The following is a 24446-nucleotide window of genomic DNA, read 5'->3' on the forward strand; positions in this document are numbered from 1 at the left end:
CCAACTGCAAACGATTATACTTTTTCGCCTTGCATGCGGCGCTGGGTGATGTAGTCCGTTTCATAATAGGACAAATCTTCCCGAAGCTCCTCGAACACCTTGGACAGCTCGATCGTCAGATCGCGCACTTCGCGGGCAGGCTTTTTGCGGAAACGAATTGCATCCTGGCCCGTATAAGCGTAACGGCCATCTTCGGAATAGCACTCGTTTTTGGGATAGAAAAATGTATTTACGCATGTATGATACACTTCGTAGAGTACTTTCTCCGAAAAATCAACATTGAATGTCGGACGGCGCAAGCATACGCCCAGCTTTTCGTAAGCGACTTCGCAAAATACAAGCAGGTGGCGGGTGTCCTGCAAATAACCGCGGTAAAATTCATCCATGGCCGGATCGTTTTCCACATTTAGCTGCTGAAGGGAGTGATTATTCAGGAACAGTTCCATTTTGGCAGTCGCTTCTTTTAATTTCGTACGGGTTGAATCGCAAACATTTTTTACATTAAAAACAGCCATTACGTGTTTGACCTCCTCTAATTGCATTACTCCTATCCTACCATAAACTTGCACGAAAAGGTATATGTAAAAACCTCGATGGGACAGGGATGCATAAAACATTCCTCTCAGCACAACCCTATCCTAAGAAGCGGACTCAAACGATTATTAAGGAGGAAAGCCTTCATGTGGCGTTATGTATGCGCGTTTCTTGTTGTGCTGGGGGTAGGCATTTTCATACTCGCGGACAGGCCGAACAAGGGCACCAAGCCGGGGCCGGAGGTAAACAGCGTCAAATATGAAACGAACAGCAAGCAAACGCTTTTGGCGCAGGACGTCAAGCTGACCGATGATTTGTGCCGAAGCCAGTGCTCGCTTGATTACGACCGGATGGCGCAGCAAATTGAAAGCGGCCAGCCTGCGGAACAAGTGTTCCGGCAAATGAAAATGGACCATGAAAAAATGGACGTGCTGTATTGGTCAAGGAAAAACGAGCCGCTGGAGCGCGGCGTTAAGATCGGCGATCTTCAAGCGGATTACCGGGATCAGGCCGGAGCCTATTTGAAAGCGGCCAAAGCTGCTGCCGACGCAGGCAATCGATACCAATCGCCGCAGTTCGGCCAAGGCCATCAGTCGTTTTTTGTACTGGGCGTTCCAGCCAAGAGCGGCACCGGTTCGGTCGTCGGCGTCATTCACCAGGACATCCTCCATCAAGTCGCCGACCATCAGCGGAAAAATTTGCGTCTGGTGCCGTATCCCGCGGAAAACCGGTGGAAAGTCGAATCTGTCGATACGGACACGCTGCGTGACAAAGTCGTCAATCATCCGGAAGACAACCAGGGCACGAGCCATTACCATCAAAATGAGGTCGTCGTCCGTTTTAAAAAAGAACCGACAGATGCTCAGATTGCTCAAATCAAAGCGGAAATCGGAACCGATAGCGTGCGAAAAGTCGGCTATACGTACATTTTTAACGCCGGCGGCATGGAAGCGAAGCAGTTGATGGGTTATTTTCAAAAGTGGGATGTCGCTTATGCTGAGCCGCATTTTTTATATTTAACCAATGAACTATACGGCCCGTTCCAAAATCCGGAGCAAACGAGCGCGAACAAACCGGCGGCGATCAAAGCCGATTTTGTGCCTAACGACGATTTGTACAGGGAATATCAATGGAATCTGCCGTCCGTTGAAACCGTGCAGGGCTGGCAGCTCAGCCGCGGCGCCAAAGATATCGTTGTCGCTGTCGTGGACACGGGCGTCGATTTGAAGCATCCCGATCTCAAGGGCCGGCTGCTGCCGGGCTATAACGTCATCAGCGGCAGCGATTCGCCGCAGGACGATGTCGGCCACGGCACCCATGTGGCGGGCGTCATCTCCGCTTTGGTCAACAACAATATGGGCGTAGCAGGAATGACCTGGTACAACAACGTAATGCCGGTAAAAGTATTGGATCAGTCAGGAGCCGGCAGCACCTACTCCGTCGCGCAGGGCATTATTTGGGCGGCCGATCACGGCGCGAAAGTAATGAATTTGAGCCTGGGCAACTACGCGGATTCGCAATTTCTGCACGATGCGATCAAGTACGCGTTCGATAAAGATGTCGTTATGATCGCCGCGAGCGGCAACGACAATACTGAAAAGCCCGGGTATCCAGCCGCTTATCAGGAAGTATTCGCCGTAGCCGCGACCGATTCGAAAAACAGAAAAGCGCCTTTCTCCAACTACGGCGATTATATCGATGTCGCGGCGCCCGGCGTCAACATCGCCAGCACGTACCCGGGCAATCAGTATGCCGCCTTGTCCGGAACGTCGATGGCCAGCCCCCACGTCACAGCATTGGCGGCGCTGATCCGGTCGGCCAATCCGGCACTGAAAAATACGGAAGTGTACGATTTGATGAGAAAAACGGCCCGCGACCTCGGTACTCCGGGCAGGGATAAATATTTCGGCTTCGGGCTGATCGACGTCGTTCGAGCGGTAAAAGCCGCCACCGCCCAAACGACCAAAACCGCCCAAAGTGACTGGCCGCATAACAACTTTTGGCGGGCAATGGAATCGATCCGCCAAAAATACGTGAAATGAATAATCAAAACGCCATGTTCGCGGGGTGCCTTTTCGCAATCCCCGGAAGATGGCGTTTTGCCTATACCGGCGCCCTGCCGTTATTTCAATTCGACAATGAACCTTTTGGCTTCTCCGGTAGGAGTTTCAATAGCTTCATATATGCGGATAGTCAATTTATTTTCGACCTGATCCGTCGTCAAATCGTTGAAAGAGAGCCTTTGCAGCCCTGACACCAGCCGTTCTTTGCCGGTAAGGGCAAAATACTTTTGCCCCAATGTTCTGCCCAGCGCATCGACAAGCTCCACCTTCATTTTGGAAAAGCTGTTGTCCACTATAACCTGCTCATCCAGCTTTACGTCCAAATCCAGATCAAGCTTGTAGCTGTAAGCTATGGATTGCGTTGGGGTCGGCGATAAAGTCGGAATGAGCGACCAAGTGTTCACTTTGACCGAATACGGATAAAAAGACATTTGGCTGCGGTCTTCCCCGTCGGACGCCTGCACATGAAGCGCTGCGATTGCGGTTTTGTACGGAGCGGCCGATTTGTCGTCAAGCAGCTTTAACGTGAACGCTTCGCTCTTCTCCGTTGTCGGCATGACAAACGCATAGCTGAACACGGTCGCGGTTCCCGGCGGCAATTGCTTCATATCCGAATTTTGCCTCACACCCGAATACTGTTTGTTCGCCTTCGTCTCAAGCTCGGTCTGGAAAGCCGGTATGGGCAGCGGACGATCTCCCCGGTTGAACAATTTGAATTTGATCATGGCCGTCTTATACGGATCGCCCGTGTTCTCGCTTATGTGAAAATCCACTGCCGTTACGTCCAAATTGGGCTGTATATACTCGTTCCAGCTGTCAAACACGATCGGCGTATTCAGCTTATATGCTGCGGTCTGCGCCGGTGCTGCGCTTGCCTTGCCATCCCCCAGCGCAATATTCAGTTTGCCGATGGAAAAAGGAACGGCGGCGGACTGCCCCTGCGGCCCCGTCCGGTTGAACTGCTCCACGGCAAGCACATTGATGCTGCTGAGGGTAGTGTCCATGCTCATATCCGTAGGGATGGCGTAGTAGATAAACCGTTTTTTCTTCGGTCCGACGGTCAGAACGGCTTCGTCCACTCTTTTGCCCGGATAAACTTGCTGCGCATTTCTACCGTCCAGCTCGAAGGAAGGTATCGTTTCTGTTCGATCCGAAGGATTATCGACCAACAGCTTGATGACATTCTCCGTCCCTTGTTCGGTATAGCTCCGCGTATAGTTTACAGGTGTATACAGCAGGGGGGAATCCAGTGTCGGTATCCGAAAAGCTTCGCCCCACTTCTTGATCGCGGAAGGGTCTTTGATCTCCGCCAGACGCCCGTTCCAGCTGACCGAAGCGATCGGGGCCGCAGCCAGCACCGTCTCTTTTTTCGGGTATACTTCACGGTCTACGTCAACGATCAGCAGCCGATCCGGCTGAATCTCCGTTTTGCGGTCGATCGTTTTCATATATGTGAGCTCTTCCTTCGATTGCGGCTGTACGGCACCGGCGTTCGTGCTGCTCGGAGCAAGCGTGTATTCCGTGCCTTCGGTCGCCAGTATGCGAAGCTCGTGATCGGGAATACGGACAATCTCGCCGCTGTCATTGATGATGCGGATGACGGCGCCCAATTGAACGCCTCCCGTGATTTTTTCGTTCAATACTCCCTTGATTTCCACCCGCAGAACATCGGTCAGCGAGTAGGATACAGCCGTCTCCTCGGCAGCAGGCCGCCCTTCCTCAGCTTTGGCGGGTAAGCCTGCCGTTCCAAGCAGAGCCAGCGAAACGGACAGCGCCAGTACGGCGGTTATTTTTTTAACATGCTTCATCATGGCTGGAACGCCCTCCCTACATTTGAATGGTATGGCTTTTATCTGACAGGTTGGCGCTGCGGGCAGTCCGGTTTTTCCTTTTGTCTCTCCACTGGGCCAGCTTCAAATACATCGTCGGAACGATAATCAGTGTAAGCAGCGTGGAAAAGATGAGTCCCGAGATGATCGCCACGGCCATAGGCCGCCATAAGCTGCCGCCCATGATCGCCATCGGCAGCAAACCGCCGATAGCGGTAGCGGACGTAAGCAGAATGGGCCGCAGTCTCGCCCGGCCGGACTCCGCGATCGCATCGTACAGCTCCACGCCTTCGTGCCGCGCATGCTCAATGAATTCGATAAGCACGATTCCGTTGCGGACAACGATGCCCGCCAAGCTGACGAATCCCATGAGTGCCATAAATCCGATCGGCGCGCCGGTCACGAACAAGCCGATCAATGCGCCGCCCATGGCCAAATAGACGGTTGACAGGATCAAAACCGGAATGGATAAAGAATAGAACTGCATGGCAATGATAATGTAAATTAGCAGCAGAACGACAATCGACAGCTTGCCGATGGAAATGAACGCATCGTTGCGCTCCTCGTTTTCGCCGCCGTACTCGATCGTATAATTACTCGGCATTTGAAGCTGGTTGATTTTCCCCTGCAGATCGGTAAGGATTTCGGCCGGCAAACGCCCTTCCGTATAGGATCTCACCGTAATCGTTCTTACCATGTTGTGATGTTGAATCGAAGAAATCATATGATCAGGCTCGAAGCCGACAAATGTTTTGATCGGGTAAAGCTGCCCCGTTTGCGACGGTATCATCAGCGCCTCAACCTGTTTCAAGCTGCTTGCCTGATCGGAACCGCTGTATAACGTAACGTCGATTTGTTCATTGTCCACCTGCAGCTTCGTCGTCTCAATGCCTTCGGACGCCAGACGCGAGGTAGCCGTCAAATCTTTCTCGGTTACGCCGTAGAACAGCGCCTTATCCTTATCAAGCTGCAAATCGATCGTATTCGTATCGGCGCCGACATCATCGGAAACGTTCGTCGTACCCGGTATTCCCTTCAGAATAGTCTGAATATCTTTGGAGAGAGAAGAAAGCTGAGCCAAATCCGGGCCGCTGATGCGCAGCGCGATCGGCGCACCCACAGGTGGGCCTTGCTCCAGCTCCCTCGGCAAAATCTCGATGTCCGGGTACAACTGCTTGAGCTGTTGACGCCATTTCGTAACGAGCTCGCTCGTATGTACACGTTTTTCGTCAATTTTGATGAACAATTGGCCGGTTCTCGTGCCTGTGGAGACGGTTTCCGAGTAATAGAACTTGGGCGAGGTCCGTCCGGCATAAGCGGACACGAGGCTGACGCCGTCCTGCTGCTGAACCCAGTCGGACAAATTTTTCATCATGTCGGCGGTCTGCTCATAAGTGCTGCTCACCGGCATCTTGACATCGAGCAAAAACTCTTCCCGCTCCGCACTCGGAAAATACTGAACGCCGAGCAGCGGCAGCAGGCCGTAGCTTGCCGTGCCGATGACAAGCGCTACAGACGCTGTCAGCACCGGCTTTTTCAGCAGGCGGCGAATTTGCTTTTCATACAATTCGCTTAAGCGCTGCAAAGTGCCGCCCAAGAGTCCCGGATGCTTGGCCGCAGTGGCTGCGCCTTTTGTACGAAGGCGCCGCAGCCCGATCCATTTGCGAAAAATCGGAATGATCGTCAGCGACATCGCCATGGAAGCGGCCAATGTCAAGCTGATGACGACCGGGATCGGACGAATGAAATCCCCGATGTTGCCTTTCAGGAAAAACAGCGGGAAGAACGCGGCCGCCGTCGCGAGCGTAGCCGTAAGAATCGAGATTGCTACGTCCTTGCTGCCTTCCAGCGCCGCTGTGTGCGGCGAATCGCCGAGCATCTGCCTGCGCTCGATATTATCGTTGACAACAATCGCGTCGTCGACGAGAATGCCCAGCACGATGACAAGCGATACGACCGTAATTTGATTCAAGTCGATCGACGTCATGCCCAGCGGAATAAAGCCGATCGCGATGGAAATCGGTATGGCCAGCGCAACGAGTAGAGCCGTGCCTACGGTTAACCCGAGCGAGCACACCAGGAGAACGGCCGCCATCCCGATCAGCAGCTCTTTCTTCAAATCGGCAAACAGCTTCGTAACGCTCGCCTTCTGCGTAAACATCGACTCCATCTTCACCTGCGAAGGCAGTGCGGGCTGCAGGTCGGACAGCTTGGCGTCAATGCGGTCCTGCAGAGTCGGAATATCGATTCCCTTCTCGGCATAAATCACGATATCGGCCGCAGGCTTACCGTTATGGAACACTTGCTCCTCCACTTTTTTCGTTCCCATCTTGACCTCGGCTACATCCTTGATTCGAACGGAGTTTCCTTGGTCGGCCGAACGGTATACGATCGTATTCCCGATATCGCTTGCCGAAGCCGACTCCCCGGTCAACTGAAGATAGACGCGGCGGTCATCCTGATTGACGTTGCCGATCGGCGTCCGGTCATGGGCATTTTGCAAAGCTTGCATGACAAGCGCCCAAGGAAGCTGAAAGCCTTCAAGCTTTTTGCTGTCAAGAATGACTTTCACTTCTTTGTCGGGAATTCCGACGATCTCAACGTCGCTGACCCCCTGCACGGTGCGCAGCTGATCCTTCCAGTTTTTCGTAATGGAACGAAGTGATTCGAGTTCCTCCGGCCGCTCCACGACCAGATGAACGATCTGGGCGGCTGTTTTAGCCAAATCGTCATCGATCTCGGGCTGGTGCGCCTCGGCAGGCAGCTTGCTTTGCGCGGACTGCACCTTTTGCCTTAACGTATCCCAGGCTTGCTTGTTGTTCACACCCGGCTTCAATTCCACGGTAATCAGCGACACATTGGGCGCCGAAGTGGAATTCAGCTTCAGAATGTTTTCCATTTCTTTTATTTTTTCTTCAAGCGGCTTTGTGACAAGCTGCTCCACTTTTTCCGGCGACGCACCCGGATAAATCGTTTGGACCGTCGCTATCGAAACGGTAATTTCGGGATTCTCTCTCTGGTTTAAAGTGGAAAAACTAACAACCCCCACAAAAATAAGCATAATAAAAAACAGCATCGTAATTTTTTGATATTGCAGCAGCTTGGTAATCAAAGACTCACCCTCTTCTCCGGTTGCTCCCGCATGTTAGCATTCATACATTTTCATACTGATATCGGCAAGAACACCGGCCAGCTTGGAGACGGACTCGATCCCGCTATTCCGTATATTGAACCAGGTATAAGCCAACTCCATCGACATCCCGATGCTGGCATAAGCCATCATTTCTTCTATTTCCGGGTCGCTATTTTCGGATCCGGGAGAAAAATCCATGACGATGATTTTCGCCAGACTCGCCTTGAATCCCAAAATAATTTCTTTCAATTCGGGAAAATTCATGCCTTCGTGACATCCGATCCCGAGGATCAGCTTGTTCTCGAAATAAATCATCAGAAGATCGTAAAAAAGCTGATAAAAAAGCTGATGAACTTCTTCGGCTGTATACTCCTTATCGATTTGCGTGCTTTGGAATTGAACGAGGACGTCCTCCAACTGCTTCGTATACGTTTTGACGAGCATGATGAAAAGCTCCTCTTTCGTTTTGAAGTACAAATAAAAAGTGCCTTGTGCCACGCCGGCTTCTTTCACGATATCGGAAACTTTCGTATTGCTGTACCCGAGCTTCAAAAAAATGTTAATCGCCGCTTGCACGATTTTTTGCCTGGTCTGTTCGTTTTCCTTCATATAGATCTGTTCCTCCTCGCGTAAAATACGATGCCGCACCCGATATCAGCCATTATTCTGTCGCTTTTACCTGCTCCTTATCCTGCACCTGATGCTGGCCGGTTACGATCACCTGCTCGCCGGCATTGAGCCCGGAAACAATCTCCTGGTCGGAATCCTTGACTCTGCCGAGTCTTACTTTGTGTTTTTCCGCTTGTCCTGTGGCGGCAACGACAAATACGTACGCTTCCCCATCCTGCTGCAAAACGCTTGACGCCGGGATTGTAACGCTCTCTTGCTGGGCGCCATCCTCGACGATCAGCTGCACGCGCATGCCGGGCTTTAATAATCCGTCCTGGTTGGCAACCTCCACTTCCAGGGTGTAGGTCTTGGTCTGGCTGTTAGCGGTGCTGGCCAGATAGCTGACTTTTCCTTGCAGTTTGTTCGAAGGCGCGTCAGGTATGTATAGAGTCAGCTCCTGCTTGCCGCGGACATATTGCAAATTGGCCTCTGTCAGCTCCGCACGCACCTTGACCGGTTTCTGCTGCTGAATGACGCCGACTTTTTGCCCCCGCGGCAAGGTCATCCCTTCCTCTATCGGCATTTCGGTAAGCAGACCGCTCGCCGGAGCTTTCACGTCAAAATAAGATAAATTCCGCTCGACATCCTCCATATCCACCTCATTGGCCTGAAGCTGGAATTGGATCGTCGCCAGAGAATCACTGGATTCCAGCGTATCAAGCTTGCGCTGCAAAACTTCAAGATCCCGCTGCAGCTTGTTGACCTGGGTTTCGATTTGCTCCTTATCTTTTTTGGTCGCCTGACCGGTGTCATAGTTGTTGCGGATCGTGTTGTAATCCTTTTCCAAGTTGTTCAAGGCGTCCTTGGTGGAAGCAATATTGTTCGTCAGCTCGAATTTGCTGTCTTCCACATCTTTTTTCGCTTTGGAAAGCTGGCTTTCCAGACTGTTTTTACTGTAGACAAGCTTTTGCTTTTGCCTCAAAACGTCTTTCTTGTCCAGCTCCAGGATGACATCGTCTTTATTCACCCATTCGCCGCGCTTCTTCAGCACCTGCATAACGTCCCCGTCGACTTTCAAGACGACGTCCAACTGCAAGGACGGGATCACGTCGGCGACTTGCTCGACATGATTGGCCCATGGCTGCTTCGCCGCCTTCATCGTTTTGACCGTCTTTACGAGCTGCTCGGCAGCCTGCGCCGCGGCAGGTGCAGACGGGGCGGAACCGCTTGAACAAGCGGAAAGCGCCAAAGCCGCCGCCACAAGCATGGCCGGCAATTTTATCGCTCCGCCTTTTCCGCGAAGATGCTGGAGAACCCCTTTTTTTGTGTAAGGCATATGTCCGTCACACTCCGTTTCTTTGATGACTTTGAAGTCACTGACTGTCATGTCAGTCATAATGACTTCCTAATAGTACCATACAGGTTCAAAAAATAACACCCCCTGCACGTATAAATTTTTTATTAAGCCCTAGGAGTCTGTCCGATGAACCACGTAGAAGGTATATACATGCAAAATGACAGCAATTATGCAGCGTAAGCGGCAATATATGCAGTCATGATTCACCCGGTATGCACAAAAGTAACTCGTCGGACAGACTCCCAGGGTTCAACCAATTGGTGATATCGGCGAAATGAGAAATCACCCCGTGGGTGATAAACAACATCCACCGGAAAATGATTAATCAAAATGACAGTAATTATGCAGCGTAAACGGTAAAATATATGCAGTCATGATTCACCCAATATGCACAAAAGTAACTCCGTCGGACAGACTCCCAGGGTTCAACCAATTGGTGATCGGCGAAACGAAATAACCTCTATTGAGGCGGAAAAAGCCTGCAAAGTCAGGCTGTTGAACCCCCCTGCGTCAGAGGCGATAGCTCACAATTTGCCTGGCTGCACGAAGAAAACCTGCACATTCCAGGCTGTTGAAAACCCCTAGGAGGTAACCATAATCTGCCGGCCTGAACGAAGAAAACCTGCAAAAATACATGAATTTACGTCCTTAATCACTGGCCGCGAACAATTCCTGCAATTGTGCAGGTTTTTCACCAAACACATAGACCCATGCTCACTTTCAGCGAAAATTCCTGCACTTTTGCAGGTTTTTGGGCAAAATGAGCTAATTTCAGAAGAAAAACCTGCACTTTCGCAGGTTTTCTCTCTAGCAAGCTGATTTCTGCCCAGTGCCTACACCGGGAGTGGCGCGCCTAGAGCGGCTATCCCCCAAGTTAGTCACACTCGTTCCCCTAGCCCTCACAGATGTCGCGACTTGCTCGGGCAGCCTGCACATTCGCAGGTTTTCTCCCTGCCAAGTTGCTCCTGCCCAATTAAGCAGAAGTTTTACGACCTACGCAGGGAGAGGCACGCATATAGTAAAAACCCACAAGGCGCAAAGCCTTGCGGGTAACCGACAGTATTGGAAAGTTTGCCGTAAGCCGGGTTCTGTACTTCCGGTGGTCGTAACGGGCGTCTGTTCCCCTGCCACCATTGAAGCGACAATCATCTATCTAGGCCGCACATTGCTGCGCGGCTCAAGCGACCAACCCGGACGCGCCTCGGGCTAAGGCTGCCGCTGCAAGAGCGGCCTGCGTCCCTCTAGGTCTTGCTCCAAGTGGGGTTTACCAGGATCTATGTCACCATAGATCCTCGTGGTCTCTTACACCACGGTTCCACCCTTGCCTGTGCCGTTGCCGTCATAGGACGGCGAGGCCATCGGCGGTCCGTTTCTGTGGCACTATCCTTCAACTCGCGTTGACTGGACGTTATCCAGCACCCTGCCCTGTGGAGCCCGGACTTTCCTCTCGCGGCGGGTCGCCCCGCCGCCAGCGATTGTCTGTCAAACTTTCCGGTGCATTTGCTAGTATACAAGGAATGCTTCCGAAATACAACCTTAATCTCAATTCCAAAATAGGCAGCGGCCGGATATCAACATCCTCCGCCGCATAGGCCTATACGAATTGGAACGGCTCGGTGTTCACTTCGGACGGCAGCACCTGCGTGTCCGTCTTCTCCAGCTGCGCGGCGAGGTAGTCGGCGACGCCGCGCTTCATGATCTTCTCGACGTTGTGTCCGACGTCGATCATCGCCAGCCCCGCCGCGAGCGCATCGTGCGCGGTGTGGTAGTCTACGTCGCCGGTGATAAGCACGTCGGCGCCGGCAAAGATGGCGTGCCGCATGTAGCGCGAACCGGAGCCTCCCAGCACGGCCACCTTGCGGATCGGCCGGGCCAAATCGCCGACGACGCGCACCGCGGGCACGTCGAACGCCTGCTTCGCGAGCGCGGCCAGCTCGCGGAGCGTCATAGCCGCGGGCAGCTTGCCTGCGCGGCCGAGGCCGAACACTCTACCCTTGAGGTCCATCGGGTAGAGATCATAGGCCACCTCCTCGTAGGGGTGGGCCTTCAGCATCGCCTGAACCGCTTTGCGCTGCACGCTAGCGGTTACGATCGTTTCCACGCGTACTTCCTGTACGCGTTCCAGCTTGCCCGCTTCCCCGATGAACGGGTGCGTTCCTTCCTGCGGCAGGAACGTTCCCGTCCCGGGGATGTTGAAGCTGCAGTGACTGTACTGCCCGATTCCCCCCGCACCCGCGGCGAAAAGGGCATCCAGCACCTGCCCGTGGTGCGACTCGGGGACGAAGACGACGAGCTTATGCAGCTTTTCCGTATGAACGTCCTCCAGATGCGTCAGATCGCTTAATCCGAGCGCAGCCGCCATCATGTCGTTGACGCCGCCATCGGCGACATCCAGGTTCGTATGTGCGATATAGACCGCGATATTGTGCTTGATCAGCTTTTCATACAGCCGACCTGCCGGCGTATCTGTCTGAATATGCGCCAGCGGGCGAAAAATAATCGCATGGTGCGCGATGATCAGATCCACCCCGAGCCGGATCGCTTCGTCCACGACTTCGTCCGTAACGTCCAATGCGACAAGCACCTTGCGAATGTCCTTTTGCAGGGTGCCGAGCTGAAGCCCGATCTTGTCGTCGGGCATTGCATAATGTTTGGGAGCAAGCTGCTCAAAAAGCTGAATTACGGTTTGACCTTTTGCAAACAAGCGAGCACCTCCTTGATTTCCGCTATTTCCTGTCCGATCGCTTCCGCTTTTTCTATCGAAGCGTCCGCGGTTGACCGGGCAAGCTGCCCTTGAATCATCGCCAGTTTCGCGAGCTCGCTTTCCCATTTGCGAAACCATACGCCGGCCGCTTCTTCAAGCAGCATCGGCCCCATCTGCAGCAGACGTTCTTTGCGAATCGTCAGCGTTCCCTGCAGCGTCCGTTCCTTGTACAGCGCTTCGCCGTCCTGTGCGCGGCCATTCAGCGGCTCGGCCGTCAAAATCTCATAAATTTTCCCGTCTTCTTCAAGAATAGCTTCCGCTACAAGCAGCCAGCCGTTGCCGTCCAGCCAGCGCCTTACTTGATCTTCGCCTACATTCGGCTGCAGGATAAGCTTGCCGGCGCCTGCGAGCTTCGCTTTGCCCGCTTCCAGAATAGATGCGATCAAGCTTCCGCCCATACCCGCTATCGTGATGACATCCACTTCTCCAGGCTCTATTACGGCGAGCCCGTCGCCCGACCGCACACTGATGGTGCCGGTCAGCCCGCTTTCTTTCACCTGCCGGGCCGCCGCTTCATAAGGGCCGGGATTCACTTCGCCGGCGACGGCAAAAGAAACAACCCCGTTCTGCGCCAAATACGTCGGAAGCAGCGCATGATCGGAGCCGATGTCCGCAAGCCGGGAGCCTTGGGGCACCCGGTCTGCAATCATTTGAAGCCTTTTCGATAACTTAACCATTGTTTACATTACCCACTCTACCCATTTTTTGCGGAGCCAAAATAACACCATTCCCGCCGAAACCAGCTTGCCTGTGAACGATAATTGAACGACCCGCGAGCTGATGTCCGTATCGGTGAGAAAAGTAAACGCCTCGGGCGCAAACCAGACCATCGTTCCTACAAGCATCATCACTCCTGCGGATTGTTTATTCGTATGATGCGCCAGCCATGCGATCCATATAAGTAATATACTAACCGGAATCCAGCTAATTTCAAGCGCAAGCCATCCGGGATTGTCCAGTTTTCTGAGCAAAAACCATCCGTACACGCCGATCAGCCCTATCCAGCCGCAAAACTGGAAAATGCCCATCCGTCCGGCCAATCCGCAGATCAACCAAACGATGCTGCAAAAAGCAACATAACCGACAAATGCATAAGGCGATTCCACACTGTACAAATGCAGCAAATAAACGCCGAGAAGCAAAAGCATCACCGAAGCGACGCCGCACAGCAAATAACTTACGGCAGGTGCTTTGGCAAGCTGACGAAATGCAAAGATGTAACAAATTGCGACAAAAACAGTGGAAATTCCAATTTGCATTGGCATTCCAAAAGAGTTAAAATTAAGAGCAGATAAGGCAATTGCCGCAATGACCGCAAAAACGAACAACCAGATTTTCCAATTACTGTTTACCACGGAAGAAGCAGATACCCCCATCAGCGATTTCGGTTTCGAAGCTCCTTCTTCCAAATATAAATTCAGTAAAAAATCGCAATAATGCTCGGGAAGCAGCTTACTTCTCCGCCAATGCTCGATTTCTTTCACGATCAGTTTTCTTTTTTCGGCATCCATGTATTCGTTCCACCTTCCCTAGCTTCTTTATCGGCAAAACAAGCGGAACGCATTAGAGCATGTTTTCCCAAACTGTTCATCAGTCCGGCAACGAAAAAACCCCGCCGCTTTCGTGGCAGGGCCTTCATACAGCGAATTTTATTCCAGGAAATCTTTCAACCGTTTGCTTCGGCTAGGATGTCTCAGCTTGCGCAGCGCTTTGGCTTCGATTTGACGAATCCGTTCGCGAGTGACTCCAAATACTTTGCCTACTTCCTCCAAGGTCCGCGTACGTCCGTCGTCCAATCCGAAACGAAGCCTCAACACGTTCTCTTCTCTTTCTGTCAGCGTATCGAGCACATCTTCGAGCTGTTCCTTAAGAAGTTCGTAGGCCGCAGCATCGGCAGGAGCCAGCGCTTCCTGATCCTCGATAAAATCACCCAGATGCGAGTCGTCTTCTTCGCCGATCGGCGTTTCCAACGAAACGGGCTCTTGTGCGATTTTCATAATTTCCCGTACTTTATCCGTACTGAGGTCCATCTCTTTGGCGATTTCTTCAGGGGTCGGTTCGCGCCCTAATTCCTGCAGCAGCTGACGGGAAACGCGTATCAGCTTGTTGATGGTCTCAACCATATGTACAGGAATCCGAATCGTTCTTGCCTGGTCGGCAATAGCGCGGGTAATGGCTTGACGAATCCACCAGGTTGCATAGGTACTGAACTTGTAGCCTTTGGTATGATCGAATTTTTCTACAGCCTTGATGAGCCCCATGTTGCCTTCCTGAATGAGATCGAGGAACAGCATGCCTCTGCCTACATAACGTTTTGCGATGCTGACTACGAGCCTGAGGTTCGCTTCCGCCAAACGTCTTTTCGCCTCTTCGTCGCCGTTCTCGATCCGTTTGGCCAGATCCACTTCATCTTCCGCGGAAAGAAGCGGTACACGGCCGATTTCCTTCAAATACATCCGAACAGGATCGTTAATTTTAATACCCGGCGGGAGCGCCAAATCATCGTCAAAATTAAACTCGTCATGTTCCTGGTCGTCCGGATTCATTGACATCTCATCGTCGGACTCGTTGCCCACATCGATGCCCAGCTCCGAAAGCTGTTCAAAAAATTCATCGATTTGCTCGGGGTCCTGATCGAAAGGAGCGAGCTTTTCCATAATATCCTTGTAAGTCAATGAAGAGCGTTTTTTCCCTTGCTCGATAAGCTGATCCTTCACCTGGTCCAAGGTCAGTTCTGTCTCTAATTCGGTACGTTGATCATTCGCCATAGTACGGACTCCCTCCTCCCTAGTTTTAAGTGTCTCATGTTGACTTCAAGCGCTGTTCTAGGGCAATAATCTCAATAGCAATTTGTGCGGCTTTAAGGTGTTCTCCCGCGCGTACGGCAAGGAGACTTTCCTCTTTCTTGCGTTCAACTTCCTCTTGCATCGGAACTTTGCGGATTTGGCGAATATAGTCGTCAATCACTTGTTCATTCATTCCGTGACCCGCTCCCATCATGATGATGGAGCTGGCTAAGCTCTCCAGCTGTTCATCCTGCAGCATGGCAATGTATCGGCTTGCATCGGGCTCAGCGTTCTGAGCGTAGTAAGCATATAAATAAGCAGCTAATACTGCATGAGCTTCCACATTGAATTGATCGCCTAATTGCGATTCCACATGCGCGCACACTTCCCGGTCATGCATCATGACCGCAAGCAGCAAGCGTTCGGCATTGTGATAAGCAGGCAAAAGCGCCGGCGTTTGTCGTGTTCGTTCCGCTGTTCTTCCATTATTCATAACATTATTCCACAGAAATGGTTTATTATCCCCATCTGTTCTGTTTTTTTCCGACTGCAGCAAGATTTCGTGCAGATCCAGCTTCATGGAATCGTAAGAGAAATCGGGAAACTCGGAAGCCAGTTGTTTCAAATAATGGTCGCGTTCCACCTGGGATGGAAAATCGGCAATCATTTTAACTGCGGTTTGCACATAACGAACTCGGTCACCGTCCTCGTGCAGCCTGAAATTTTTACGAATGTATAAAAGCTTGTATTTCATCGACGGTACGGCAGGTTCGATAATCTCCCGCACAAATCGGTCAAAACCGTAAGTGCTGACATACTCGTCCGGGTCTTTGCCGTCAGGCAGCATCGCTACCGATACTCTGCATTTGGCTTCTTCCAGAATCGGTATGCTTTTGAATGCCGCGGACTGTCCTGCATTATCGCCGTCATAACATACGACGACTTTGTCCGCATTGCGGTTCAATACCGCCGCATGATCTTTCGTTAACGCTGTGCCCATCGTCGCGACGCCGTTATAAACGCCGGCCTCCCAAGCTTTGATCACATCGACGTATCCTTCGAAAAGCACGGCCTGCTGCAGCTTGCGCATATGGGGTCTTGCCTGATGCATGTTGTACATCGTTCGGCTCTTGTTGAACAGCATCGATTCCGGACTGTTCAAATATTTGGGCTGCACATCGCCCATCGCCCTGCCGCCGAAGGCAATTACTTTGCCGGTGGCGTCGCAAATCGGAAACATGACCCGATCGCGAAACTTATCCACGTAGCCGTCGCCTTCGTTTCTCGCTGAAATCAGCCCGCCTTTTTCCATCAGGGGCAATGAAAAGCCCCGTTTGTCCAGCTGCTGGACGAGCGTATCCCACATCGCCGGCGCGTAGCCGATTTGAAAAGTTTCGATCAGTTTGTCCGTGATGCCGCGTGAGGTGAGGTAACTTTTTGCGGCTTTGCCCTGATCAGTATTGATTAATATATAATGATACAACTTGGCAGCGAAATCGTAAGCTTTGAGCAATCCGGATTTCTCCAGCTGCTGCTCCGTCTGCTGCTCGGTCGCTTCCTCCCACGTAACAGGAATGTCCGCTTCTTCCGCCAGTTTGGTCACCGCTTCGGAAAAGCTTAGACCTTCGATCTCCATCAGAAAACGAATCATATTCCCGCCCGCCCCGCATCCGAAACAGCGGTAAATTTGCTTTTCCGGCGTTACGGTAAAGGATGGGCTTTTCTCCGAATGAAAAGGGCACAGCCCTTTCATGTAATGCCCCTGCTTGGTTAAATGCACATGTCTGCCAATGACATCCACGATGTCGTGGCGCTTGAGGACAGCCTCAATAACCTCGTCAGGTATGCGTCCGTTCCTCATCATCTTCCACCTACAATTCAGGTATCCGGTTCCGACTCATTACTATTCGCTACTAAAATTCAATTTCCTGCATCGGAAGACAAAACTTTTGTCAAACGCTGTAGAAATTGTCGTCGATCCGCATCGGTAAACGGTTTGGGGCCTTTGCCGTACTTGCCGCCTCTGCGCAATTTGGCCGATTCGTGACGGCGGTCCAGCAAAAAGTCGATTGTCCCATTCGTATATTCCTGCCCCCGGTTGCCCAGAGCGACCGCTCCTTTGGCCAGTCCAAGAGCAGCAAGTCCAAAATCCTGTGTGACCAGAATATCGCCTTCATGAATATGATTGGCAATATACAAATCGACGGATTGATCCGAACGGTCAACCTGTACGATTTTGGAATGTGCGCTTTCCTGCATCCGGTGTTCGTACGAAGCGACCAATAAGACCTGTACGCCAAATAGCTTGGCGGCCTGCTCGATTTCTGCTTTCACAGGGCACGCGTCGGCATCGACGATAATCGTCCTCGTTCGCAATTTCCTCAGCCTCCGCATCTTCGGCCGGATTCCTACCGTAATATTATATACGATGAACTTGTAAAAAATCCTGCTAGCTTTAGCATAAAACCTTATACGGTTCGCTCAATATAATCGAGTATCAGGCTGGCCGTTTCCTCAACGGCGCGGTTTGAAACGTCGAATACGACGCAGCCGATTTTGCTCATAATTTTGTCTGCAAACTCCAGTTCCAATTTAATACGTTCCACATTCGCATAGGTTGCATTTTCCGCCAACCCCAATGTTCGGAGCCGTTCCTGCCTAATAATGTTCAGTTTGTCCGGATCGATGCGAAGTCCGATCACTTTATGTTTGGGTACCGAGTACAGCGGCTCGGGCGGCTGCATTTCCGGCACAAGCGGAACGTTCGCGACTTTGAATTTTTTGTGGGCCAAATACATGGACAGCGGAGTCTTGGACGTGCGCGAGACGCCGAGCAGCACGATGTCGGCTTTGCGAATCCCGCTAAAGTCGCGGCCGTCGTCATATTTGACTGCAAATTCGACAGCTTCGACTTTTTTGAAATAGTCCTCGTCCAGCGGATGAATCATTCCGGGCTGCCTGCGCGGCTCCTGCCTCAATACTTGACCGAGCGACGACATAATAGGGCCCAGCAGATCGATATACGTGATGCCGTGCGCTATAGCTTTGCTGATCAGGTCATCCCGCAGTTCGGGAATGACGAGGGTAAATACGACGATGCCGCCGTGCGTTTTCACCGTGTTCAGAACTTTGTCGATGCCCTCGCAATCTTGGATAAAAGGGGCGCGGATAATTTCCACCTGTGCCGGGTAAAACTGCATGGCCGCTGCGCGCACGACGGACTCCCCCGTCTCACCGACAGAATCCGAGACGACATATACGCGGGTTGGCGCTTGATCATCCATGTATCTGTTACTCCTTTCAGCGGGGATACCCCTTCATTAGTCATTAGTATGTATGTCCGGCAAGAACAGAACGAAAGCACAAAAAAACTCACCGATATGCATGGCGGCACATCGGCGAGACCTTTTTTCAAAACATCATAACAGAGCAAAAGGCGTATGTCAAACATGTGACATTCATATTTCATATTTCATATTTCTCCATCTGCTCGATAAAGCCTCTCGATTTCCACTTGACGCCGATATGGGTGTCCATGTAAGCGCGCATGCACTGCTTGAGCTGCGTTTTGGTTTCCTCTTTGACCTGAACGGCTCCGAGCCTGCGCATGTCCATGCGCGGAAAAAGTTTCAGCAGCTTCAGCGCGCCTTCCCCGATCGCAATTGCGGTCGTATCTTTGAAGCGGCAGCGGGAACACAGGCATCCGCCAAGCATCGGGCTGAAAGCGTACAACTCAGTCTCCGCGCCGCACGAGACGCAGCAATTCGTGACGGGCAGGTAACCGGCCAGCTCGAACATTTTCATTTCATATAGATGAACGACGATCTGCATATCTTTGTCGGCCTCAATGGCGGCAAGCCCCGCTTTCAACTGCTCGAACAAAAAAGCGCTGCCCTCTTCGTCGCCCATCATGCGATCGGTCATCTCCGCCAAATAAGCGGCATAGGCCGATTTGTGCAAATCCTCGCGCAGCGCATGATGCGCCTCGATAATTTCTCCGTTGCTCAGCGAGCCCATCTGACTGCCGGCTTTAAAAAACACAAAATCGCCGTACGTGAACAGCTGCGTGACGGCGGCGTGTCTGCTCTTGACTTTTTTCGCTCCCCTGGCCATCAGGCTTACTTTGCCCAATTCGGGAGTAAACAGGCTGATGATCTTATCTCCCTCTCCGTAGTCGGTGCTACGAAGCACGATACCCTGTAAACTGCGCAGCAATTGACTTCCCCCATACAAACCGCAAGGACTCAGTCGATCAGTTCGGACCAGTCGGACGGTTCTTCGTTACTTGGCTCTTCCTCCTGCAATCCCCAGTCCGCTCCCGGATCTCCGGCAGCCTTTCGATACAGCAGGTAAGCATCCACATCACCGGTCATTGAAAAATACTTCCACGAAAAATCTTTCATGTACAGCATCCTCCCCATCGAACGTGATGTTCTTAGGATGGTACGTAAAAGGGTTCTCTATTCGAAACAATAACTGGTACGATTATTCGTTGCGGAATCCGAGATCGCGGAGTACCCGCTCCTGGTTGCGCCAATCTTTTTTCACCTTGACCCAAAGCTCCAAAAACGTTTTCGAACCGAGCAGCGCCTCGATATCTTGTCTGGCCTGCTTGCCGATTTCCTTCAGAAGGCTTCCCTGCTTGCCGATGATAATGCCCTTCTGCGAATCCCTTTCGACGAAAATGACGGCGGAAATCCGCACGAGCCCGTTCTCTTCCACGCGCATATCCTCAATCTGAACGGCGATCGAATGAGGCACCTCTTCGCGGGTCAGATGCAATATTTTTTCGCGCACCAGCTCGGCGCAGACGAATTGCTCCGGATGATCGGTAATTTGATCGGCCGGATAATATTGCGGGCCTTCAGGCAAATACCGGACGATCTGCTCCAGCAGCGTCGTCACATTGTTGCCCTGAAGCGCGGAAATCGGCACAATTTCGGCGAAATTGTAAAGGTCCTTGTAGCTGACAATAATCGGCAGCAGCTCGTCCGGGTGCACTTTGTCGATTTTGTTCAGGACGAGAATGACGGGCGTTTCCACGTTTTTCAGCTGCTCGATAATGTAGCGGTCCCCGCCTCCGATCCCTTCGGCGACGTCTACCAGAAAGAGTACCGCATCAACCTCGCCAAGCGTGCCGTGAGCAACCTTGCTCATATAATCGCCAAGCTTGGATGTCGGTTTATGGATGCCGGGCGTATCCAGGAAAACGATTTGCCCCGAATCGGACGTGTAGACGCCGTGAATTTTGTTCCGTGTCGTTTGCGGTTTGTCCGACATGATGGCGATTTTTTGGCCGATGATATGGTTCATGAGCGTCGATTTGCCTACGTTCGGACGGCCGATAATCGCTACGAAGCCTGATTTGAATTCCTTTTTGCTCACTCTTGTTCCTCCATTGATTGCAAATCTTTCGTTGTAAAAGCTCCCGGGAGCAGTTCGGCTACGGTCGTTTTGACGAGCGCGCCTTTCAAATTGCCCATGTAAACCGGCATATCGGGACGGCACAGCTCAGCCAGCACTTGCCGGCACACTCCGCAAGGGGTAATCGGGCCTTCCGTATCGCCGATGACGGCGATAGCCTGGAACGACCCCGGGCTGTGCCCGTCGGCTATCGCCCGGAACAGAGCCGTGCGCTCCGCGCAGTTTGTCGGCCCGTAAGCGGCGTTCTCGACGTTGCAGCCTTTGTGCACGTGTCCGTCTGCGTCCAGCAGAGCGGCTCCGACCAGAAAGTGCGAATATGGCGCATAAGCCCGTTCTCTCGCTTCAGCGGCGAGTTGGAGCAATACTTTAGGTTCCATATCGGATCATCCTTTCACGAAAAAGAGGTCATCGTTAACCTTACAGTAAATTGAAACAGACAAAGGCGAGAATCGTAACGGCCGTACCGATGACCGCTCCGAGAAACAGCGCCGGAAAAGGCCTCGTTGTTTTATCGTACAAAATGATGAAAACTAGGGCCGACAACATATACGCCAGCAGCGCAGCCACCGTCGCTTCGACGAAAACGGCGATCACCGTAGATACGGCGAACGCGATTGCCGTCAGCAAGCTGGGCCTGACAAGCTTTCCTTTGTCGGAAAACCGGGTCTCGACGACGATGACCGTCAAAATAACGAGCGCGATCAGCACCCATACGGGGCCGGCCGATATAGGCATATGCTGCAGCTTCGACTGTCTGAACAGCCGGTCGAGGGGCTCGTAGAATACGATCATGCCCACGACGACGGCAAAGCCTGCCGACACCAGGACGGACGCCGCGGCTACGTCCTTGGCGATCTTCGCCAGCGGATGGCGGTCCGGCATCGCCAGATCGACCGCTTTTTCCACCGCGGTATTGATAAGCTCGGTGACAATCATCAAGGTGACGGCCAGCAAAATAAACAGGATGTCCGTCTTTGGAAGCCGGCAGAACAAAGCGGCCAGCAAAACAAGAAAAGCAACGCAGAAATGGAATTTCATGTTGCGCTGCGAATCCAGGGCGTATTTGATTCCTTCGTAAGCGTACCGGAAGCTCCTGCGCCATTTGCGGAAGCCTTCGCCCATCAGCGGGTCAGACCTGCCTTTTGCAAAATGTCCTCCTGCCTGGCAAACATCGCTTTTTCTTCTTCTTCGCTTTGATGGTCGTAGCCGATCAGGTGAAGAAATCCGTGCACGAACAAAAAGCCGAGCTCCCGTTCTACGGAGTGCCCGTATTCTTCAGCCTGTTCGATCGCCCTCGGAACGGAAATAATAATATCGCCGAGCGGCTCGATGAAAGCTTCCGAAACGGCGCCTTCGTCTTCCCCCGCCTCCTCAGGCTCGCCGCCGTCCTCGTAATTGATTTCGATTTCGTCCTCGCCGAATTCGCTCATCGCAAAGGACAGGACGTCGGTCGGCTTATCGATGCCGCGATACTGCTTGTTCAGCTCATGAATCGCTTCATCGTCGACAAAAGTCAGCGCCACCTCGCCTGCGGCGATCCCTTCCTGCTCGCCTGCAAGCTGCAGCAGTTCCTCCAGCTTGGCGATAAATTCAGGCGATATTTCCTTGAATTCCTGTTCGCTGCTCCATTCCAGCGTTAGGTCCATACTTGCCATTTGCAGCAGCCTCCCTTAGATCTATGTATCGCCGGCCCTTATTGGGCCGGTTTCTTCTGTGCCAATTCGCTCGGATATTCGATTCTCGAATGAAAGATGCCGAGCAGCGTTTCATTCAGCGTCTTCGCCACCGTATCCAGCTCTTTGATCGTAATGTCGCATTCGTTGAACTGCCCGTCATCGAGCCGGGATTTAATAATTTTGCGCACGAGGGAATCGATCTGTTCCAGCGTCGGATTCCTCAGCGAGCGGACGGCCGCTTCCACGCTGTCGGCAATGCCGACGATAGCCGCTTCCTTGGACTGCGCTTTCGGGCCGGGATAGCGGAAATCTTCCTCGCGGTATTCCTTGTCACTGCCCTCTTCCTCCGCCAGCTTTACCGCTTTATGGAAAAAGTAATGCAGCAGCGTCGTGCCGTGATGCTGCTCGGCGATATCGCGGAGCGGCTTCGGAATTTTGTAATCTTTGAGCATTTCGACGCCGTCGCGCGGATGCGCGATAATGATCGATTTGCTCAAATTCGGATCGATCCGGTCATGCGGATTCTCGATATTCGTCTGGTTCTCGATAAAATAACTCGGGCGCTTCGTCTTGCCGATGTCGTGATAATAAGAGCCGACCCGGCACAGCAGGCCGTCCGCGCCGATCGATTCGGCGGCCGCTTCGGACAAGTTGCCCACCATGACGCTGTGGTGATACGTTCCCGGCGTCTCCGTAAGCAGCTTGCGAAGCAGCGGATGATTCGGATTCGACAGCTCCACCAGCTTGAGCGGCGACAAAATGCCGAAGGCGGCCTCAAAGAAAGGCAGCAGCCCGATAACGAAGACAGCCGTCAGCAAGCCGCCGGCAGCCGCAAAAGAAAGCGAGAACAAAGCTTCCTTGCGCGAAAGCTGGTCTTCCATCAGCAGCATGGCCGTAATGGTCAGCATCGAGAAGAACGAGACCATAAGGCCCGCTTTCAAAATCGTCGCGCGCTGGCTGGCCCGCTGGATCGTAAATACGGCCGCGAAGCATATCACCAGGCTGACAAGTCCGTAGCGGAAATCGAAAAGCTGCAGGTGCTCGATATTGAAAATGATGCTGGCCATGATCGAGAACAGAACGGAGGAAATAAAGGCGATCTGGGCGTCCAGCAAAATCGCGATCAGCACGCTGCCGAGCGCCATCGGCGCCAAATACCCAATTTGCGGGTATTCAAGATTTTGCGCCAGCGAAATGATTTTCATGCCGATCGTATTGATCGTGAAAATCATCAGCAGCATGACAAGCTGGGAATTGTTGTAATGAATCGGCAAAGCGCTTTGCTTGACGAACATATACATGACGAATGAAAGCAATAAGGACAACACGCCGAGGCCCAACTGCGGAAGATGGTTCGCTTTGTCCTTCAGCAGTTCCAGCTTGTCCAGCTTCGCGTAAATTTCCGGTGTAATGACGTCGCCGACATGGACGAGAACGTCGTTCTTGTTGATGAAAACCGGCTTGACGCTTTCTCTGGCCTGCGCCCTGGCGTCGTCCGTCCCTTTTTGATCGAAAAACTTATTCGGCGTAATGACGGCCCTGGCGATTTCCGTAACCATTTCTCTGGACGTATTCTTCGTCAGAGTGGATGTGTTGACCTGCTCCGCCACCTTCGCGCGCACCGTCTGGGCATCCATGATTTGATCGTTCATCAGTTTGAACACGATGTCCTTCGCGACGGGAAGCATCGCCGTCAAATCTTCTTTCGTTAACCGGGGAAGCTTGAAGTAAGCTTCTTCCGGAAACTGATATTGCTGCTCGGTAAGATCCTTCTGCATCTGCTCAAGCAAAGTTTCGTTGTACTGGCCGCTTACCCGCAGCGCCTTGATCGACTGGTTCTCCAGGTCGCCGATCATGCCGGGAATGAGTCTGCGATAAATGCTGACTTTGTCGTCGAATTTGACTTCCTCGTCGCCGTTGATCTGGAGCAGCTTGTCAAATATCGCATCGATCAGCGCATCATTCTTGAGACTTACAATGCGGTATACCGGCTGCACCCGCTTGGCCGCGTCTTCCTTGGCCTGCTCGGTAGCCACGGCGTCCTCAATTTGCCGCGGGGCATAGATCGTTTTCTCGCTGACCGCGCCGAGCTGTATATCGTACACTTGCGGAACAAGCTTTGAATAAAGAGAAATATAAAAGATCAGCGCGAGCAGGAGAAACAACAGAACGCGTACCCAATTGCTGTACTTCCATCCGATCAGCCGGTAATGAAATTTGCCCTTGATATGCACTTCATTCTTCATCACGGAGGTCATTCCTCTCTACATT

The 24446-nt window shown here is 52.3% G+C and carries 20 protein-coding genes and 1 other RNA gene; 1 reads left to right on the forward strand and 20 read right to left on the reverse strand.

Features of this window, described 5'->3' with window-relative positions; all coding sequences use genetic code 11:
* Positions 1–14 precede the first annotated feature (14 nt).
* Complete coding sequence (locus tag AC3G2T_RS11220) at positions 15–515, reverse strand: YpuI family protein (RefSeq protein WP_474684482.1); 501 nt, start codon at positions 513–515, stop codon at positions 15–17.
* 165 nt (positions 516–680) lie between these two features.
* On the opposite strand from AC3G2T_RS11220, the gene AC3G2T_RS11225 reads away from it, so the two are divergent.
* Entirely contained in the window at positions 681–2576 is a 1896-nt protein-coding gene (locus AC3G2T_RS11225; protein WP_474684483.1) for a S8 family peptidase, read from the forward strand.
* A gap of 80 nt (positions 2577–2656) precedes the next feature.
* Here AC3G2T_RS11225 and AC3G2T_RS11230 read toward each other — a convergent pair whose 3' ends face one another.
* The 19 genes from AC3G2T_RS11230 to AC3G2T_RS11320 all read right to left on the reverse strand — a co-directional run bounded on the left by AC3G2T_RS11230 (position 2657) and on the right by AC3G2T_RS11320 (position 24421).
* On the reverse strand, positions 2657–4408 hold the full coding sequence (locus AC3G2T_RS11230; protein ID WP_488435491.1) for a hypothetical protein: 1752 nt from the start codon (positions 4406–4408) through the stop codon (positions 2657–2659).
* Between the two features lie 16 nt (positions 4409–4424).
* Positions 4425–7538, reverse strand: a complete 3114-nt coding sequence (locus AC3G2T_RS11235; protein WP_488435492.1) for an efflux RND transporter permease subunit — start codon at positions 7536–7538, stop codon at positions 4425–4427.
* 33 nt (positions 7539–7571) lie between these two features.
* Entirely contained in the window at positions 7572–8168 is a 597-nt protein-coding gene (locus AC3G2T_RS11240) for a TetR/AcrR family transcriptional regulator (RefSeq protein ID WP_474684486.1), read from the reverse strand.
* Between the two features lie 52 nt (positions 8169–8220).
* Positions 8221–9564, reverse strand: coding sequence for an efflux RND transporter periplasmic adaptor subunit (locus tag AC3G2T_RS11245; protein WP_488435493.1), 1344 nt, complete (start codon positions 9562–9564; stop codon positions 8221–8223).
* Between the two features lie 1023 nt (positions 9565–10587).
* An RNA gene (gene rnpB / locus AC3G2T_RS11250) (RNase P RNA component class A) lies at positions 10588–11016 on the reverse strand.
* A 103-nt stretch (positions 11017–11119) separates the two neighbouring features.
* Positions 11120–12229: a Nif3-like dinuclear metal center hexameric protein gene (locus AC3G2T_RS11255; protein ID WP_488435494.1), complete on the reverse strand. Its 1110-nt coding sequence runs from the start codon at positions 12227–12229 to the stop codon at positions 11120–11122.
* Positions 12205–12966 (reverse strand): tRNA (adenine(22)-N(1))-methyltransferase, encoded by a 762-nt coding sequence (locus AC3G2T_RS11260; RefSeq protein WP_488435495.1) that lies wholly within the window; start codon positions 12964–12966, stop codon positions 12205–12207. Before AC3G2T_RS11260 ends, AC3G2T_RS11255 begins: the two co-directional genes overlap by 25 nt.
* Positions 12967–12969: 3 nt before the next feature.
* Entirely contained in the window at positions 12970–13800 is an 831-nt protein-coding gene (locus tag AC3G2T_RS11265) for a hypothetical protein (RefSeq protein ID WP_488435496.1), read from the reverse strand.
* 138 nt (positions 13801–13938) lie between these two features.
* Positions 13939–15057, reverse strand: coding sequence for an RNA polymerase sigma factor RpoD (gene rpoD, locus AC3G2T_RS11270; RefSeq protein WP_474684490.1), 1119 nt, complete (start codon positions 15055–15057; stop codon positions 13939–13941).
* A 34-nt stretch (positions 15058–15091) separates the two neighbouring features.
* Positions 15092–16936, reverse strand: coding sequence for a DNA primase (gene dnaG / locus AC3G2T_RS11275; RefSeq protein WP_488435559.1), 1845 nt, complete (start codon positions 16934–16936; stop codon positions 15092–15094).
* 59 nt (positions 16937–16995) lie between these two features.
* The gene (locus tag AC3G2T_RS11280) at positions 16996–17469 is read right to left on the reverse strand and encodes a YaiI/YqxD family protein (protein WP_488435497.1); all 474 of its coding nucleotides are present in this window, start codon (positions 17467–17469) and stop codon (positions 16996–16998) included.
* 74 nt (positions 17470–17543) lie between these two features.
* Positions 17544–18359 carry a pyruvate, water dikinase regulatory protein gene (locus AC3G2T_RS11285; RefSeq protein ID WP_488435498.1) on the reverse strand — a complete coding sequence of 272 codons (816 nt, stop codon included), beginning with the start codon at positions 18357–18359 and terminating at the stop codon, positions 17544–17546.
* A 181-nt stretch (positions 18360–18540) separates the two neighbouring features.
* The gene (gene recO, locus AC3G2T_RS11290; protein ID WP_488435499.1) at positions 18541–19290 is read right to left on the reverse strand and encodes a DNA repair protein RecO; all 750 of its coding nucleotides are present in this window, start codon (positions 19288–19290) and stop codon (positions 18541–18543) included.
* Positions 19291–19319: 29 nt separating this feature from the next.
* The gene (locus tag AC3G2T_RS11295; protein WP_488435500.1) at positions 19320–19478 is read right to left on the reverse strand and encodes a YqzL family protein; all 159 of its coding nucleotides are present in this window, start codon (positions 19476–19478) and stop codon (positions 19320–19322) included.
* An 82-nt stretch (positions 19479–19560) separates the two neighbouring features.
* Complete coding sequence (gene era, locus AC3G2T_RS11300) at positions 19561–20460, reverse strand: GTPase Era (protein WP_488435501.1); 900 nt, start codon at positions 20458–20460, stop codon at positions 19561–19563.
* Positions 20457–20876, reverse strand: a complete 420-nt coding sequence (gene cdd / locus AC3G2T_RS11305) for a cytidine deaminase (protein WP_474684496.1) — start codon at positions 20874–20876, stop codon at positions 20457–20459. Before cdd ends, era begins: the two co-directional genes overlap by 4 nt.
* A gap of 40 nt (positions 20877–20916) precedes the next feature.
* Positions 20917–21621 (reverse strand): diacylglycerol kinase, encoded by a 705-nt coding sequence (locus tag AC3G2T_RS11310; protein WP_474684497.1) that lies wholly within the window; start codon positions 21619–21621, stop codon positions 20917–20919.
* Positions 21621–22145 carry an rRNA maturation RNase YbeY gene (ybeY, locus tag AC3G2T_RS11315; RefSeq protein WP_488435560.1) on the reverse strand — a complete coding sequence of 175 codons (525 nt, stop codon included), beginning with the start codon at positions 22143–22145 and terminating at the stop codon, positions 21621–21623. The genes AC3G2T_RS11310 and ybeY overlap by 1 nt, the downstream gene beginning before the upstream one ends.
* A 47-nt stretch (positions 22146–22192) precedes the next feature.
* On the reverse strand, positions 22193–24421 hold the full coding sequence (locus tag AC3G2T_RS11320) for an HD family phosphohydrolase (RefSeq protein WP_488435561.1): 2229 nt from the start codon (positions 24419–24421) through the stop codon (positions 22193–22195).
* Positions 24422–24446: the final 25 nt, after the last annotated feature.

This window comes from Paenibacillus sp. sgz302191, assembly GCF_057749925.1.

Excerpts from the sequence above, each read along its gene's own strand:
- AC3G2T_RS11220 (WP_474684482.1), bottom strand. The coding sequence starts at position 515 with ATGGCTGTTTTTAATGTAAAAAATGTTTGCGATTCAACCCGTACGAAA.
- AC3G2T_RS11225 (WP_474684483.1), top strand. The coding sequence starts at position 681 with ATGTGGCGTTATGTATGCGCGTTTCTTGTTGTGCTGGGGGTAGGCATT.
- AC3G2T_RS11230 (WP_488435491.1), bottom strand. The coding sequence starts at position 4,408 with ATGATGAAGCATGTTAAAAAAATAACCGCCGTACTGGCGCTGTCCGTT.
- AC3G2T_RS11240 (WP_474684486.1), bottom strand. The coding sequence starts at position 8,168 with ATGAAGGAAAACGAACAGACCAGGCAAAAAATCGTGCAAGCGGCGATT.
- AC3G2T_RS11245 (WP_488435493.1), bottom strand. The coding sequence starts at position 9,564 with ATGACTGACATGACAGTCAGTGACTTCAAAGTCATCAAAGAAACGGAG.
- AC3G2T_RS11260 (WP_488435495.1), bottom strand. The coding sequence starts at position 12,966 with ATGGTTAAGTTATCGAAAAGGCTTCAAATGATTGCAGACCGGGTGCCC.
- AC3G2T_RS11265 (WP_488435496.1), bottom strand. The coding sequence starts at position 13,800 with ATGGATGCCGAAAAAAGAAAACTGATCGTGAAAGAAATCGAGCATTGG.
- rpoD (WP_474684490.1), bottom strand. The coding sequence starts at position 15,057 with ATGGCGAATGATCAACGTACCGAATTAGAGACAGAACTGACCTTGGAC.
- dnaG (WP_488435559.1), bottom strand. The coding sequence starts at position 16,936 with ATGAGGAACGGACGCATACCTGACGAGGTTATTGAGGCTGTCCTCAAG.
- AC3G2T_RS11280 (WP_488435497.1), bottom strand. The coding sequence starts at position 17,469 with ATGCGGAGGCTGAGGAAATTGCGAACGAGGACGATTATCGTCGATGCC.
- AC3G2T_RS11285 (WP_488435498.1), bottom strand. The coding sequence starts at position 18,359 with ATGGATGATCAAGCGCCAACCCGCGTATATGTCGTCTCGGATTCTGTC.
- AC3G2T_RS11295 (WP_488435500.1), bottom strand. The coding sequence starts at position 19,478 with ATGAAAGATTTTTCGTGGAAGTATTTTTCAATGACCGGTGATGTGGAT.
- cdd (WP_474684496.1), bottom strand. The coding sequence starts at position 20,876 with ATGGAACCTAAAGTATTGCTCCAACTCGCCGCTGAAGCGAGAGAACGG.
- AC3G2T_RS11310 (WP_474684497.1), bottom strand. The coding sequence starts at position 21,621 with ATGGGCGAAGGCTTCCGCAAATGGCGCAGGAGCTTCCGGTACGCTTAC.
- ybeY (WP_488435560.1), bottom strand. The coding sequence starts at position 22,145 with ATGGACCTAACGCTGGAATGGAGCAGCGAACAGGAATTCAAGGAAATA.
- AC3G2T_RS11320 (WP_488435561.1), bottom strand. The coding sequence starts at position 24,421 with ATGAAGAATGAAGTGCATATCAAGGGCAAATTTCATTACCGGCTGATC.